Source organism: Streptosporangium sp. NPDC048886, from assembly GCF_055586905.1.
The window spans coordinates 109,114-123,665 of record NZ_JBVJHH010000008.1; the positions used below are offsets into that span (position 1 = coordinate 109,114).

Genomic DNA, 14,552 nt, shown 5'->3' on the forward strand with positions numbered 1-14,552 from the left:
CGGGATGTGCGGGCGGCCGGGCGGAGATTCTCCGCCCGGCCGCCCGTCTCTCAGTAGATGTCCGCGGTCAGGAATTTCCACGGGTCGGGCGCCCGGCCCGCACCGGTGCTCCACCGCTGCCCCGCGGCCCGCTGGAGCACGACCGCCGAGCCGTCCGAGGTCCCGGCCGCCGCGATCGCCCATCCGGTGTCCTTACGCGACAGGAACGTCCCGCCGGTCAGGTCCCACCGCATCGACGCCGAATACTGGCCGACCGCCGAGGAGCAGTGCGCCACCTGGATCGGCTGCCCGGCCGTGACCGTGCCCCCCTCCAGGTCCACGCAGAGGCCCGGGTCGGCCAGGTTGTGCAGCTGCCCGGAGACCGGGTTGTGGGCCCAGAACTGGTCGGCTCCGCCGTCGCAGGTGTACAGCAACAGGTTCGCGCCGCTCGCCGGGGCGCCGCCGGGCACGTCCAGGCACTTGCCGCCCGACTTGAGCTCGGTGTAGGCCAGTGCCTTCTTCGTCTCCCAGGTGAACACCTGCCGGGAGTCGCCGGAGTCGCAGGGGGCCAGCGTCAGCCGGTCGCCGTGGGCGCCGCCGGGGAGCGTGGCGCACAGCGTGGGCGCGTCGGCGGCGTGCAGGCGCGCGCCGTCATGGGTCCAGCGCTGGGCGGGGCCGCCGTGGCAGTCCCACACCTGGATCGCGGTGCCCGCGGCCAGCCGGCCGCCGTCGACGTCCGCGCAGCGGTCGTGCGAGAGCTCGGTGTGCAGGGTCCTGCGCGCCGGGTCGTACCAGAACGCCTGGTTGCGCGTGCCCTCGCAGGCCCAGCCGATCAGCTTGCGGCCGTTGCGCGTGGAGTTGCCGTCCACGTCCAGGCAGTCGCCGGTCGCGCCGTTCCTGAGCTGCCTGAACTCGGGCAGGCCGGGGTAGAGCGCCGGGGTGAGCGTGCCGGCGGGGAGCATGCAGGTGGCCTGGGTGGCGTCGGCGGCGTAGAAGCGCCCCAGGCAGGCGCCGAACGCGGCGTGCCCGGCGGAGTTCGGGTGGAAGGACTGCTGGGTCGCCCGGGGGTTGAACAGGTCGCCGTTCACCGCGTGCAGCCCGGTCACCCAGGGGCCGTCCATGCAGACCTCGCGGCCGTGGAAGAGTCGGCTCGCGTCCAGGTAGCGCGCGCCGGCCAGGCTCGCGGCCCTGCGGATGCCCTGCTCGAAGATCGGCACCGCCTTGTTGCGGGCGAAGGCCAGGTCGGAGAGGTAGCCGAGACAGCCGCCGTTGTACCAGCCGGGGAAGTTCGGGTTGTCCTCCACGTCCGGGCTGGCGGGGCCGGGGTAGCTCATGGCGACGAGCTGGTAGTCCGCGGCCGTGTAGCCCGCCTCCGTCATGATCTGCCGGACGTCGCGCAGGGCCTTCTCCACCCGGGGCACGATGAAGTCGATCCGGCCGGCCCAGGTCGGGGAGTGCTCGGGCCAGCAGTTCCCCCTGAACAGGACCCGTCTCTCCACGCACCCGGTCATGGTCGGCCCGAACTCGGGACCTCCGGTGTCGTTGGCCCCGGCCACCACGGTGATCATCTTGATCCGGGTGTTGCGGGCCTTGATCGCCAGGTTGTCGCCCTGGTTGAGCTCGTCGTACTGGTGGGTCCCGCCGATGGTGATGTCGTTGGTCTGCGCGCCGGAGCAGGCGAGGTTGAAGGTCACGTCGGCCGGGATGCCGGTGACGTGGATGGCGGCCTTCTTCGACCGGTGGCACCAGTTGTCGGGCCCGTCCGTCCCCGGCTCGTAGAGGGAGCGGTCGAAGGCGCCCTCGCCGGAGATCTCGCTGTCACCCAGCGAGACGAGCCCGGTCTTGCGCTGGTCCATGGGGCGGACGGCCTCGTCGCCGTAGAGCTTGACGGCCTCGGCCCTGCGGACGGTCTCCAACTGCGGAGGGAGCGGACTGACCTCGTTCTGTGCGGCGTGCGCCGCGGGGGCGGTGAGGACGGCGCCGATGACCGCGACGAGCGCGGCCATGACGGGTCCGGGCAGGCGGAGGGGCATGGGGGGTCACCTCTCGCGTAGGGATGGGAGGTCGGGACAAGCGCTTGTTACGCCCAGGTAACCCCAGAATCCAGAAAAGATGAACAGAGCTCATGTATCGGATTGGTCTCGCCCTCCCGACGCGCCGATGATGCAAAATGGCACGGTCCCTTGCTTGACGCGGGCTTTGCCGTACAGTCGCTTAGCGTGATCTTGATAGGAGTGTTCGGCCGATGATGGGACACACGCACGCGCTGACGGGGGCCATCGCCTGGCTGGGGGTGGCGCCGACGCTCGCGGCCCTGCCGCTGCTCACCGAGTCCTCCCGGTTCATCGAGACCGGCGTCATGGCGGACGCGCTCACCCCGGCCGAGTTCATCGCCGGGGCGCTGGTCTGTTCCGGGGCCGCGATGCTGCCGGACCTGGACCACCCCAGCGCCACGATCGCCCAGACCTTCGGCCCGGTGACCTGGGGGCTGAGCAAGGCCGTCGCCTGGCTGAGCGGCGGTCACCGCAACGCCACCCACTCGCTGCTGTTCGCCGTCGCCGCCGGATTCGGCGCCCACTACCTCGCCAACACCTATCCGATCGGCCGCGACATCCTGGTCGTGCTGCTCATCGGCCTCGCGCTGCGGTCGATCGGGATCGGCGTCCCGGGCAAGAAGTTCGCCTCCGCGATGGTCAACATCGCCCTGACGGTCGGGCTGTTCGCGGTGTTCCGCAGCGACAACGTGGGCTATGCCTGGCTGGGGCTGGCGGTCGCGGTCGGGTGCCTGACCCACGTCGTCGGCGACTGCTGCACCGAGAAGGGCTGTCCGGTGCTGTGGCCGATGAAGCAGCGCTGGCTGCTGCCGTGGAAGATCGGGATCAAGACCGGCCGTGCCTTCGAGCAGAAGTTTCTCGCCCCGGTACTTTCGGTGGTCGTTCTCGGGCTGCTGTACTTCCGCCTCGCCCCGCTCTGAGCATACTGGGAGGTAACTTGATGTCGAGATATCTCTGGGGATATCTTGATGTCGAGACATCCGCTGCAACCTGTGGCTACGGGTTAGGCATACCTAACTGACGTGGGCACTCCGACGGTGCGGCAGGATTCAATTGCGCCTTTACAGTGGCGCGCCGGACAACTGGGTGATGAGGGAGGCGAACCGTGTCCGCGAACAGCTTCGGCAGCCGTGACACGCTCCGCGTCGGTGACGCGGGATATGAGATCTACCGGCTGGACGCCGTCGAGGGGTCGGGGCGCCTCCCGTACAGCCTGAAGATCCTTCTGGAGAACCTGCTCCGCACCGAGGACGGCGCGAACATCACCGCCGACCACATCCGTGCCCTCGGCCAGTGGGACCCCGCGGCCGCGCCGAGCGTGGAGATCCAGTTCACCCCGGCCCGTGTGATCATGCAGGACTTCACCGGCGTCCCCTGCGTCGTGGACCTGGCCACCATGCGCGAGGCCGTCCGCGACCTCGGCGGCGACCCGGCCAGGATCAACCCGCTCGCCCCGGCCGAGATGGTCATCGACCACTCCGTCATCGTCGACTTCTTCGGCGGCCCCGACTCCTTCCAGCGCAACGTCGACCGGGAGTACGAGCGCAACCGCGAGCGCTACCAGTTCCTGCGCTGGGGCCAGACCGCCTTCGACGAGTTCAAGGTCGTCCCGCCGGGCACCGGCATCGTGCACCAGGTGAACATCGAGCACCTGGCCCGCGTGGTGATGGTCCGCGACGGCAAGGCCTACCCCGACACCTGCGTCGGCACCGACTCCCACACCACCATGGAGAACGGCATCGGCGTCCTCGGCTGGGGCGTCGGCGGCATCGAGGCCGAGGCCGCGATGCTCGGCCAGCCGATCTCCATGCTGATCCCGCGCGTGGTCGGCTTCAAGCTGACCGGCAAGCTCCCCGCCGGGGCCACCGCCACCGACCTGGTGCTCACGATCACCGAGATGCTGCGCAAGCACGGCGTCGTCGGCAAGTTCGTGGAGTTCTACGGCGAGGGCGTCTCCAGCGTGCCGCTGGCCAACCGCGCCACCATCGGCAACATGAGCCCCGAGTTCGGCTCCACCTGCGCGATCTTCCCGATCGACGGCGAGACGATCAACTACCTGCGCCTCACCGGCCGCTCCGAGGAGCAGGTCGCGCTGGCCGAGGCCTACGCCAGGGCCCAGGGCCTGTGGCTGGACCCGGAGGCCGAGGAGCCCGTCTTCTCCGAGTACATCGAGCTGGACCTGGCCACGGTCGTGCCGTCCATCGCCGGTCCCAAGCGCCCGCAGGACCGCATCGCGCTGTCGGAGGCCAAGAGCGCCTGGCGCGCGGCCGTCAAGGACTACGCCCCGACCGACCTCAGTCCGGCCGACGAGGCGTCCGACGAGTCGTTCCCCGCCTCCGACTCCCCGGCGATCTCCCATGACAGCAACGGCGGCAAGCCGCATGCGCCCGGTCTCAACGGTGACCGCCCCCGCAAGCCGGTCCAGGTCACGCTGGCCGACGGCACGAGCTTCGAGATCGACCACGGCGTGGTGACGATCGCGGCCATCACGAGCTGCACGAACACCTCCAACCCGTTCGTCATGATGGGTGCCGCGCTGCTGGCCAAGAACGCGGTCGAGAAGGGCCTGACCCGCAAGCCGTGGGTCAAGACCTCCCTGGCCCCGGGCTCTCAGGTCGTCACCGGCTACTTCGAGCGCTCCGGCCTCCAGCCGTATCTCGACAAGGTCGGCTTCAACCTGGTCGGCTACGGCTGCACCACCTGCATCGGCAACTCCGGCCCGCTGCAGGAGGAGATCTCCGCCGCCATCCAGGACAACGACCTCGCGGTCACCGCGGTGCTGTCCGGCAACCGCAACTTCGAGGGCCGGATCAACCCCGACGTCAAGATGAACTACCTGGCCTCGCCGCCGCTGGTCGTCGCCTACGCCCTCGCCGGCACCATGGACCTCGACCTGAACACCGAGCCGCTGGGCATCGGGACCGACGGCGAGCCGGTGTTCCTGGCCGACATCTGGCCCTCGCCGGAGGAGGTCTCGGCGGTCGTCGCGTCCTCCATCGACCAGGAGATGTTCCTGCGCGACTACGCCGACGTGTTCAAGGGCGACGAGGCCTGGCAGTCGCTGCCGGTGCCGACCGGCGACACCTTCGAGTGGGACCCGGCCTCGACCTACGTCCGCAAGGCCCCCTACTTCGACGGCATGCCGGCCTCCCCGGAGCCGGTGACGGACATCGCCGGCGCCCGGGTGCTGGCCAAGCTGGGCGACTCGGTCACCACCGACCACATCTCCCCGGCCGGCTCCATCAAGCCCGGCACCCCGGCGGCGGAATACCTCCGCGAGAACGGCGTGGCGGTCAAGGACTTCAACTCCTACGGCTCCCGCCGCGGCAACCACGAGGTGATGATCCGCGGCACCTTCGCCAACATCCGGCTGAAGAACCTGCTGCTCAACGGCGTGGAGGGCGGCTACACCCGCGACTTCACCCTTGAGGGCGGCCCGCAGTCGTTCATCTACGACGCTTCGGCCAACTACCAGGCCGCGGGCATCCCGCTCGTCGTCCTGGCGGGCAAGGAGTACGGCTCCGGCTCCTCGCGCGACTGGGCGGCCAAGGGCACCGCGCTGCTCGGCGTCCGCGCCGTGATCGCCGAGTCCTACGAGCGCATCCACCGCTCCAACCTGATCGGCATGGGTGTGCTGCCGCTGCAGTTCCCCGAGGGCGAGACGGCCGAGTCGCTGGGGCTGACCGGCGAGGAGAGCTTCGACATCGTCGGCGTCGAGGAGCTCAACAAGGGCGGCATCCCGCAGACCGTGACGGTCAGGGCCGGTGACAAGCAGTTCCAGGCGGTCGTGCGCATCGACACCCCCGGAGAGGCGGACTACTACCGCCACGGCGGCATCATGCAGTACGTCCTGCGCTCCCTGCTCGCCAAGAGCTGACGCAGGGGGGCGGGGCCGCACGTAAGCTCCGCCCACGACAGGGGGAACACCCCGGACGTGAGCCGCCCGGCGGGACATCATCCCGCCGGGCGGTTCCGCGTCCCGGACCCCCGAGGTCCGGGTGCGGCCGTGTCCGTATCGGCGCCCATGCCGGGCAGGGCGACCGCGGCCCCCGAGATCGACACGGGGATGACGAGGAAGCCGGGCGGCACGACCGCCGGCGGCAACGGACGTGATCTCAAGGGATCCTCCTGGCGGCCACCGGGAGGTGAATGCCACTAGATGGCAAAAGAATTCAAAGGGCAACCGCCTCTGAGAGGTAAGATGGCGTCATGGCCATGCCGCTCCGTGAACGCAAGAAGCTCCGCACCCGTAAGGCGCTGACGGACACGGCTCTGCGGCTGTTCATGGAGAAGGGCTACGACGCCACGACGCTCGACGAGCTGGTCGACGCGGTGGATGTGTCCAAGCGCACGTTCTTCCGCAACTTCCCCTCCAAGGAGGATGTGGCGCTGGCCGCCGACACCGAGCTGTGGTCGACGTGGCTGCGGGAGGTGGACGCGCGTGAGCTCCAGGGGCCGCTGCTGGCCTACCTGCGGCAGACGCTCGACGTGAGTCTCGGCGAGATGGACGACGACTGGGAGCGGCGCTTCCTGGCCGCCCGCGCGCTCTGCGCGAAGGTGCCGTCGGTGCAGGCCCACAGCCTGCGATACTGCAACGACACCACCGGGGCCGCCGTGGAGCGGGTCGGCGCGCGCGCCGGGCTCGCGGGAGACGTACGGCTCCGCCTCGCGGTGGAGATCATGATCGCGGCCTGGCGGTGCGCGGCGCTCGAATGGACCGAGACGGGCGGCGCGGGCGGGCGTCAGGGGCTCGGCCGCCTGCTCGACGAGACCTTCGCCGCCGTGCCCGACAGCATCGTCCTGTCGATCTGACCCCGGCCGCCCCGAGCCTGGGCCGCCGGAACTCACGGCGCCGGACCGCGCCCGGGCCGGTCCTGCGGCGCTCGACCACGCCGACCTGGTCCGGCCGGGCCCGTGGCCTGGACCGTTCTGGGTTGAGCCATGCCGGGCTGGACCCGGTCCGGTCGTGCCGGGTTGAGCCGTGCCGGGCTGGACCCGGTCCGGTCGTTCCGGGTTGAGCCGTGCCGGGCTGGACCGTGCTGAACCGGGCGGCGCTGGGCTGGACCGTGCCGGATTGGGTAGTACTCAGTTGAGGCCTGCCGGGCCGGATCCTGCCGGACCGGGTAACGCGGGCCTGTGACCAGGTGGACCAGGTCGGATGACCTGAGTCCGCCGCGTCGGTCCTGCCGCTCCGGGAGCGCGCCGGCTCCGCCGTCTCCTGGGTGGCGGGGTGCGATCCCCGGCCGGGCCGCGGCATCGGCCGTCTCGCTGATCCTCCAGAGCGCGCCTGGTTAAGTCCGCGTTTCTGGATTGTTACCGGCCACAACAAACTTTACCCATCGGGGGGCTGGCGTTCCTGGCCAATGGCGGAATACGTTGCCGCAAACAACATTCAACGGAACGGCTAGCCGAGATCCGGGGGCCGCGCCGGCGAATTCACCGTGCCCCACCCAGACCCCCCAACTTTTCGAAGAAAGGACCCGTGCACCATGCGCAAGGGGATCCTCAGCCTGACCGCCGCCGCTGCGGCGATGACCCTCGGTCTCACCGCCTGCGGGGGCGAGAGCGGCGACACCACCACTGCCCAGAACAGCGCCGCCCCCGCCGAGAACAAGGCGGCCGGCAAGATCGGCGTCATCCTGCCGGACAGCAAGTCCTCCGCCCGCTGGGAGACCGCGGACCGCAAGTATCTGGAGGAGGCGTTCAAGGCCGCGGGCGTCGCCTACGACATCCAGAACGCCCAGGGTGACAAGACCCAGTTCCAGACCATCGCCGACCAGATGATCACCAACGGCGCGACCGTGCTGATGATCGTCAACCTGGACAGCGGCACCGGCAAGGCCGTCCTCGACAAGGCCAAGTCCCAGGGCGTGGCCACGATCGACTACGACCGGCTGACCCTGAACGGCGGCGCCTCCTACTACGTCAGCTTCGACAACACCAAGGTCGGCACCCTGCAGGGCGAGGGCCTGGTGAAGTGCCTGACCGAGAAGAAGGCCGACAAGCCGATCGTGGCCGAGCTCAACGGCTCGCCCACCGACAACAACGCCACGCTGTTCAAGAACGGCTACGACGGCGTGCTCAAGCCCAAGTACGACGCCAAGGAGTACATCAAGGGCCCGGACCAGTCCGTGCCGGACTGGGACAACGCCCAGGCGGGCACGATCTTCGAGCAGATGCTCACCGAGCAGCCGAAGATCGCCGGTGTGCTGGCCGCCAACGACGGCCTCGGCAACGCCGCCATCACGGTGCTGAAGAAGAACAACCTCAACGGCAAGGTCCCGGTCACCGGCCAGGACGCCACCGTGCAGGGCCTGCAGAACATCCTCGCCGGCGACCAGTGCATGACGGTCTACAAGGCGATCAAGAAGGAGGCCGACGCGGGCTCCAAGCTCGCCATCGCGCTGGCCAAGGGCGAGAAGCCCACGGTGAGCGGTTCGGTGAAGGACACCGAGAGCGGCGCGGACGTGCCCGCCGTCCTGCTCGACCCGCAGGCCATCTTCCTCGACAACGTCAAGGACGTCGTCACCGACGGATACGTGACCAAGGACGAGCTGTGCACCGGCGAGTACGCCGCCAAGTGCACCGAGGCCGGAATCCAGTAACGCGCCGGGGGCGCGGCCGGCGGCACTCCGCCGGCCGTGCCCCTGCATCCGAGGAGCAACACATGACCCCCGTTCTGGAACTCCGCGGGATCGACAAGAGCTTCGGTCCCGTACAGGTCCTGCACGACGTCGCCTTCTCCGTCCACCCCGGGGAGGTGACCGCCCTGGTCGGCGACAACGGCGCGGGCAAGTCCACCCTCGTCAAGTGCGTCGGCGGCATCCACCCGATCGACTCGGGCGAGTATCTCTTCGACGGCAGACCCGTCCAGATCCACAGCCCGCGCGACGCCGCGGACCTGGGCATCGAGATCGTCTACCAGGACCTCGCGCTCTGCGACAACCTCGACATCGTCCAGAACATGTTCCTCGGCCGCGAGCACAGGCGCGGCATCGTCCTCGACGAGGACACGATGGAGGAGATGGCGGCCAGGACCCTGGAGAGCCTGTCGGTCAGGACCGTCAAGTCCATCCGCCAGCACGTCGCCAGCCTCTCCGGCGGCCAGCGGCAGACCGTCGCCATCGCCAAGGCCGTGCTCTGGAACAGCAAGGTCGTCATCCTCGACGAGCCCACCGCCGCTCTCGGCGTGGCCCAGACGGCACAGGTGCTGGAGCTGGTCCGCCGCCTCGCCGACCAGGGCCTGGCCGTCGTGCTCATCTCGCACAACATGAACGACGTGTTCGCCGTGTCCGACCGGATCGCGGCCCTCTACCTCGGCCGGATGGCGGCCCAGGTGAAGACCGCCGACGTCACCCACGCGCAGGTCGTCGAACTGATCACCTCTGGCCGGAGCGGGGACCTCGGCCTCACCAACGGAGTCACGGTATGAGCGCCACGATTTCCCCCGAGCGCAGGGCCGAGGCACCCTCGATCAGCGCCAACGTCCGCGGCTACGCCGAGCGGGTGCGCGGCGGCGACATGGGCGCGCTGCCCGCGGTGTTCGGCCTGGTGGTGCTCTGCACGGTCTTCGCCCTCCTGCGCCCCTCCTTCCTCACCGCGGGCAACTTCGCCAACCTGCTGACCCAGGGCGCCGCGGTCACCGTGATCGCCATGGGCCTGGTCTTCGTGCTGCTCCTCGGCGAGATCGACCTGTCGGCGGGCTTCGCCAGCGGTGTCTGCGCCTCGATCCTGGCGATCCTGCTGACCAACCAGGGGCTGCCCTGGTACGTGGCGGTGGCCGCGGCCATCCTGGCCGGCGTGGTGATCGGCGCCACGCTCGGCTCCATCGTCACCAAACTCGGGATCCCCTCGTTCGTGGTGACCCTCGCCGCCTTCCTGGCCTTCCAGGGGCTCGTCCTGCTGCTGATCAAGGGCGGCACCATCATCGCCATCCGCGACGAGACGATCCTCGCGGTCGCCAACAAGAACCTCCCGCCCGCGCTGGGCTGGGCGCTGCTGGCCGCCGGAGTCGTCGCCTACGCCGGGCTGCAGCTGCTGCGGGCGCGCAAGCGGATCGGCCGGGGCCTGACATCCGACCCGATCTCGCTGATCGCGGTCCGGGTGGGCGCCCTCGCCCTGCTCGGCGGGGTCGCGGTCTACTTCCTCAACGTGGAGCGCAGCCGTAACGCGGCCGTCGTCTCGCTCGCGGGCATGCCGATCGTGGTCCCGGTCATCCTGGTGCTCCTGCTGATCTGGACGTTCGTGCTCCGCCGTACCGCGTTCGGCCGTCACCTCTACGCGGTCGGCGGCAACGCCGAGGCCGCGCGCCGGGCGGGCATCAACGTCGACCGGATGAAGATCAGCGCGTTCGTGATCTGCTCGTCGATGGCCGCCGTCGGCGGCATCATCGCCGCCTCCCGGGCCAGCTCGGTCGACCCCAACACCGGCGGCAGCAACGTGCTGCTGTACGCGGTGGGCGCCGCCGTCATCGGCGGGACCAGCCTGTTCGGCGGCAAGGGACGGGTGCTGGACGCGATCCTCGGCGGCACCGTGGTCGCGGTCATCGAGAACGGCATGGGCCTGATGGGCTACAGCTCCGGCGTGAAGTTCATGGTCACCGGCTCGGTCCTGCTGCTGGCCGCCGGGGTGGACGCACTGTCCCGCAAGCGGGCGGCAGCCACTGGTCTAAGGTGATCAGCGACCCCGACCCCCCGAAGGAAACCCAAACGATGCGGGCTGGCCCCTCCCAGGAGGAGATCCGGCGCCACAACCTCGGCGCCCTCCTCCGCCACGTGCACCTCGGCGGCCCGACCTCGCGTGCGGAGCTCACCAGCCGGATGGGGCTCAACCGCAGCACCATCATGGCCCTCACCGCCGACCTGACCGCCGCCGGCCTGGTCAGGGAGGAGCTCCCCAGGGAGACCGGCAGGGCCGGGCGCCCGTCCCTCGTGGTGCGCCCGGAGTCGGCCCGGGTCTACGTCTTCGCCCTCGACGTGGGCGTCGACCGGCTGGTCGCGGCCCGCGTCGGCCTGGGGGGCACGATCCTGGACCGCCGCGAGGCGGTACGGCGGCGCGGGCCGTTCTCACTGGAGGAGATCGTCGGCCCGCTGGCCGGGTTCGCCCGGCAGATGCACCGCAAGACCCGGCCGGACACGGTGTGCGTCGGGGTGGCGGCGGCCTTCTCCGGCGGGGTGGGCCGCGCCGACGGGGTCATCAGATTCGGGCCGAACATGCACTCGGTGGACGTGCCGCTGGCCGAGGAGATGGCCCGCAAGCTGGCCCTCGGCCTGCCGGTGTCCGTCGGCAACGACGCCAACCTCGCCGCCCTCGCCGAGCACACCCGGGGGGTCGGCGTCGGCTGCCGTGATCTCATCTACCTCCACGGGGACGTGGGCATCGGCGGCGGAGTGATCGTCAACGGCCAGCTCCTGGGCGGCCACGCCGGCTTCGGGGGGGAGGTCGGGCACATGATCGTCAACCCCAAGGGCCGTCTGTGCGGCTGCGGCTCGCTCGGCTGCCTGGAGGCCGAGGCGGGGGAGCGGGCCGTGCTGGAGGCCGCCGGCCGCTCCGGCACGCACCAGCTGGGCAGGGACGCCGTCCGTGACGTGGTCGACGCCGCCGACCGCGGCGACATCGTCGCGCAGGCGGCGCTCAGCCGCGTCGGCGACTGGCTCGGCCTGGGCGTCGCCAACCTCGTCAACGTGTTCAACCCCGAGATGGTCATCTTCGGCGGCATGCTCCGGGAGGTCTACCTCGGCTCCGCCGCGCAGGTCCGCAGCCGCCTGGCCGTCGACGCCCTGCCTCCCTCGCGCGACGGCCTCCGCCTGCGCACCTCGGCACTCGGCGATGACGCCACCCTCGTCGGCGCCGCCGAGCTCGCCTTCGCCCGGGTCCTCGCCGACCCCCTCGAAGTCCTGGCCCGCGCGGGCTCCTGATGCCCCGTACGGCGGCGGAGCAGACCGGGGACGGACAACCGCCGGCACCCCTCGTCCGAGGAGTGCCGGCGGCCGCCGCGTGTCACTTGATCAGGCCGGCTACCAGGTTGCGCAGCTCGACGTGACCGGCCTTGAGCTCGGCCACGTCGTCCTCGACCCGCCGCGTCGAGGTCTCCAGGCTCCCGACGGACCGCTTGACGGAGACCATGTCCGAGCGGAGCTCGTTCTGCCCGCTCTGCAGGTCGGTGGTGGCGATCCGGAGTCCGGCGACGCTCGCCCGGAGCTCGTTCTGGCCCCTGCGGAGCTCGTCCTGGCCCCTGCGGAGGTCGTCGGTGACGGCCTTGAGTCCGGTCACGTCCGTCCTGAGCTCGGTCACGTCCGTCCTGAGCTCGGTCACGTCCGTCCTGAGCTCGGTCACGTCCGTCCTGAGTCCGGTCACGTCCGTCCTGAGTCCCGTCACCTCCGTCCGCAGCTCCGTGGTGACCGTGCGCAGGTCGTTGAGCACCTCGAACATCGCCGAAGTCATCGTCCTGTTCTCCTCCGTCCGCAGGTGGAGCACGGCCACGTCGGTCTCCAGGGCCTGCAAGCGTGCGTCTGTCGCGTTCAACGCGTTCTTCTCCTCGCCATCGAGCGATCGGGGGGCCGACCCTGGTGTTGCCGTGGCGCGGAGGCGTTCAGGTCGGTAAGGGCACGATACTCCGAGTCGGCGGACGGTCGCCGTCCGTGTCCGGCGCCGGGGTGGCGCACGCCGTACCCGGGTAGAAGAAAGCCACCCGGCGCGCGGCTGTGGGACGGCGGCGGGTGGCTCTCGGTGCGGGTGCGGTGGGGGTCAGGCGACCTTGGACTTGGGGGCGGAGAAGGTGTTGCAGGCGCCGGGGCCCTCCTGGTCGAAGCCGCGCTTCAGCCAGTAGGCGATGTTGGCGGCCTTGCCGTGGGTGGCGGTGTCGTAGGCGGCGCGCAGGACGTAGGTGAAGTCGGACTCACGGCGGTTCAGGGACTGCCAGACGCTGCCGATGAAGGCGCCGCTGAGGCACTCGGCCTGGAGCTCGACCTTGCGGAGCTCGGGGAGGAAGGCCTTGTCGTTCTTGTAGTGACGGCTCGCGACGGCACCCATGATCCCGGACAGCTGCTGCACGTGGTGGCCGTACTCGTGGGCCATCACCTGGAACAGGAACAGCTCGGTCGACTGGGAGAGGATCCCCGGGTCCAGGAAGAAGGTGATCTTCTTGTTGGCCGGGCAGTAGACCGCCTGGGCGCCCTCGGGGAACGCGCCGCAGCCGGTGGCGCGGCCGATGCGCGAGATCGTCTCCAGCCTGGGCTTGGAGAAGGGCAGCTTCGCCTTGGCGAACTGGTACTCCCAGCTCTCGTTGAGGCAGTCCATCAGGAACTCGAGGTAGACCCGTGAGGAGTCGAGGTCGTTGGGGATGACGGGCTGTTCCTCGCACTGCTTGAGTTCGAGCTTCCCGGTCCTGTAGATCGGGTTGGCGGTCAGGGCCGTCTTGCCCGTGGGCGCCGGTCCGGACCGCTCCGCGACGCCTGCGCCGGCCGTACCGGTCAACAGCAGGCTTGCGAGCACGCCGGACAGCATGGCGATGAGGGGGGTACGCATGATCCCGAACCCTAGTAGAGGCGCAGGTGGGGGTAAAGCGGAATGCGGCCGTGCGGGGAGCGCACGGCCGCATGATCGGCGGGAGAGGGGTCAGGCGACGCTACGGGAGGAGGCGGTCCAGGTGTTGCACGCCGACGGGGAGCCGGCGTTGAAACCGCGCTCCATCCAGTAGGCCTGGCTGCGGCCCCTGCCGTGGTCGTTGGACGCCCAGGTCTTGTGGCCGTTCTCGGAGACCCAGCGGACCATCGAGTCCCACTGCTCCTGCTCGACCGGCAGGTCGTCGGCGATCTGCCGCAGGAAGGCGGAGCCCAGGCAGTCGGCCTGCAGTTCGAGGCGGCGGGAGAAGGCGAGCTTGGTGGAGGTCCTGGCCCGCCAGACGCTCTGGCCGTAGTAGTTCATGATGCCGGACAGCTGCTGCACGTGGTGGGCGTACTCGTGCGCCATGAACTGGGCGTGGTTGGGGGCGTAGGGGTTCTTCAGGACGTCGCGGAAGACGCCGATGTAGATGGTGCGGTTGCTTGAGCAGTAGTAGCCGCCCGCGCCGCCGGGCCAGCGGCCGCAGGGGCTGCCCACCTTGGTGGTGGTGAAGCGGAGCCTGGGCTGGGCGAAGGGCAGCCTCGCCTTCTTGAACTGGGTCTTCCACGCCAGGTTCAGACAGCGGTTGACGCGGGTCATGAAGACCTTGTAGGAGGCCGCGCTCCCCGCGCGGATCTGTCCGGTCGTGCAGCTCACGGCGGGCAGCGTGCCCGTCCGGTAGATGGGGTTGGCCGTGGCGGCGGTACGGCCGCGCGGTACGGCCTGCTCCTTCGCGACGGAGGCCTTGGCGGTCGACGGAGTGGCGGCGTTCGCGGCACCGACGCCCGTGACCAGGGTAAAAGCCAAGGAAGCGACGATGAGTGACGATAGTTGCCTAAAGGGGAGAGTGCTCATGGTGAGGCAAAGGGTATTGCAAGTGTGAATAAAACGTGCAGAATCCTCGTCCCTGGGAGGAGC

Annotated in this window: 11 protein-coding genes; 7 read left to right on the plus strand and 4 right to left on the minus strand. The window is 70.0% G+C overall.

Annotation, left to right across the window (positions count from 1 at the left end; all coding sequences use genetic code 11):
* Positions 1–50: 50 nt before the first annotated feature.
* The gene (locus tag ACZ6R6_RS11965) at positions 51–2,012 is read right to left on the minus strand and encodes a ricin-type beta-trefoil lectin domain protein (protein ID WP_470092543.1); all 1,962 of its coding nucleotides are present in this window, start codon (positions 2,010–2,012) and stop codon (positions 51–53) included.
* Positions 2,013–2,224: 212 nt separating this feature from the next.
* On the opposite strand from ACZ6R6_RS11965, the gene ACZ6R6_RS11970 reads away from it, so the two are divergent.
* The 7 genes from ACZ6R6_RS11970 (at position 2,225) to ACZ6R6_RS12000 (ending at position 11,950) form a co-directional block, all read left to right on the plus strand.
* The gene (locus ACZ6R6_RS11970; protein WP_470092545.1) at positions 2,225–2,953 is read left to right on the plus strand and encodes a metal-dependent hydrolase; all 729 of its coding nucleotides are present in this window, start codon (positions 2,225–2,227) and stop codon (positions 2,951–2,953) included.
* 185 nt (positions 2,954–3,138) lie between these two features.
* A complete protein-coding gene (gene acnA, locus ACZ6R6_RS11975; RefSeq protein WP_470092547.1) occupies positions 3,139–5,910 on the plus strand; it encodes an aconitate hydratase AcnA in 2,772 nt (923 codons plus the stop codon).
* 332 nt (positions 5,911–6,242) lie between these two features.
* Positions 6,243–6,845 carry a TetR/AcrR family transcriptional regulator gene (locus ACZ6R6_RS11980; RefSeq protein WP_470092549.1) on the plus strand — a complete coding sequence of 201 codons (603 nt, stop codon included), beginning with the start codon at positions 6,243–6,245 and terminating at the stop codon, positions 6,843–6,845.
* 677 nt (positions 6,846–7,522) lie between these two features.
* Positions 7,523–8,638, plus strand: coding sequence for a sugar ABC transporter substrate-binding protein (locus ACZ6R6_RS11985; RefSeq protein ID WP_470092551.1), 1,116 nt, complete (start codon positions 7,523–7,525; stop codon positions 8,636–8,638).
* 62 nt (positions 8,639–8,700) lie between these two features.
* Positions 8,701–9,465 (plus strand): ATP-binding cassette domain-containing protein, encoded by a 765-nt coding sequence (locus tag ACZ6R6_RS11990; protein ID WP_470092553.1) that lies wholly within the window; start codon positions 8,701–8,703, stop codon positions 9,463–9,465.
* Positions 9,462–10,709, plus strand: coding sequence for a sugar ABC transporter permease (locus ACZ6R6_RS11995; protein ID WP_306867665.1), 1,248 nt, complete (start codon positions 9,462–9,464; stop codon positions 10,707–10,709). Before ACZ6R6_RS11990 ends, ACZ6R6_RS11995 begins: the two co-directional genes overlap by 4 nt.
* A 35-nt stretch (positions 10,710–10,744) precedes the next feature.
* On the plus strand, positions 10,745–11,950 hold the full coding sequence (locus tag ACZ6R6_RS12000) for an ROK family transcriptional regulator (RefSeq protein ID WP_470092555.1): 1,206 nt from the start codon (positions 10,745–10,747) through the stop codon (positions 11,948–11,950).
* Between the two features lie 82 nt (positions 11,951–12,032).
* On the opposite strand, the gene ACZ6R6_RS12005 is transcribed toward ACZ6R6_RS12000, so the two are convergent.
* The 3 genes from ACZ6R6_RS12005 to ACZ6R6_RS12015 form a co-directional block, all read right to left on the minus strand.
* Positions 12,033–12,557: a hypothetical protein gene (locus tag ACZ6R6_RS12005; RefSeq protein ID WP_470092557.1), complete on the minus strand. Its 525-nt coding sequence runs from the start codon at positions 12,555–12,557 to the stop codon at positions 12,033–12,035.
* Between the two features lie 222 nt (positions 12,558–12,779).
* The gene (locus tag ACZ6R6_RS12010) at positions 12,780–13,559 is read right to left on the minus strand and encodes a neutral zinc metallopeptidase (RefSeq protein WP_470092559.1); all 780 of its coding nucleotides are present in this window, start codon (positions 13,557–13,559) and stop codon (positions 12,780–12,782) included.
* 90 nt (positions 13,560–13,649) lie between these two features.
* Positions 13,650–14,441 (minus strand): neutral zinc metallopeptidase, encoded by a 792-nt coding sequence (locus ACZ6R6_RS12015; protein WP_470092561.1) that lies wholly within the window; start codon positions 14,439–14,441, stop codon positions 13,650–13,652.
* Between the last annotated feature and the right edge of the window lie 111 nt (positions 14,442–14,552).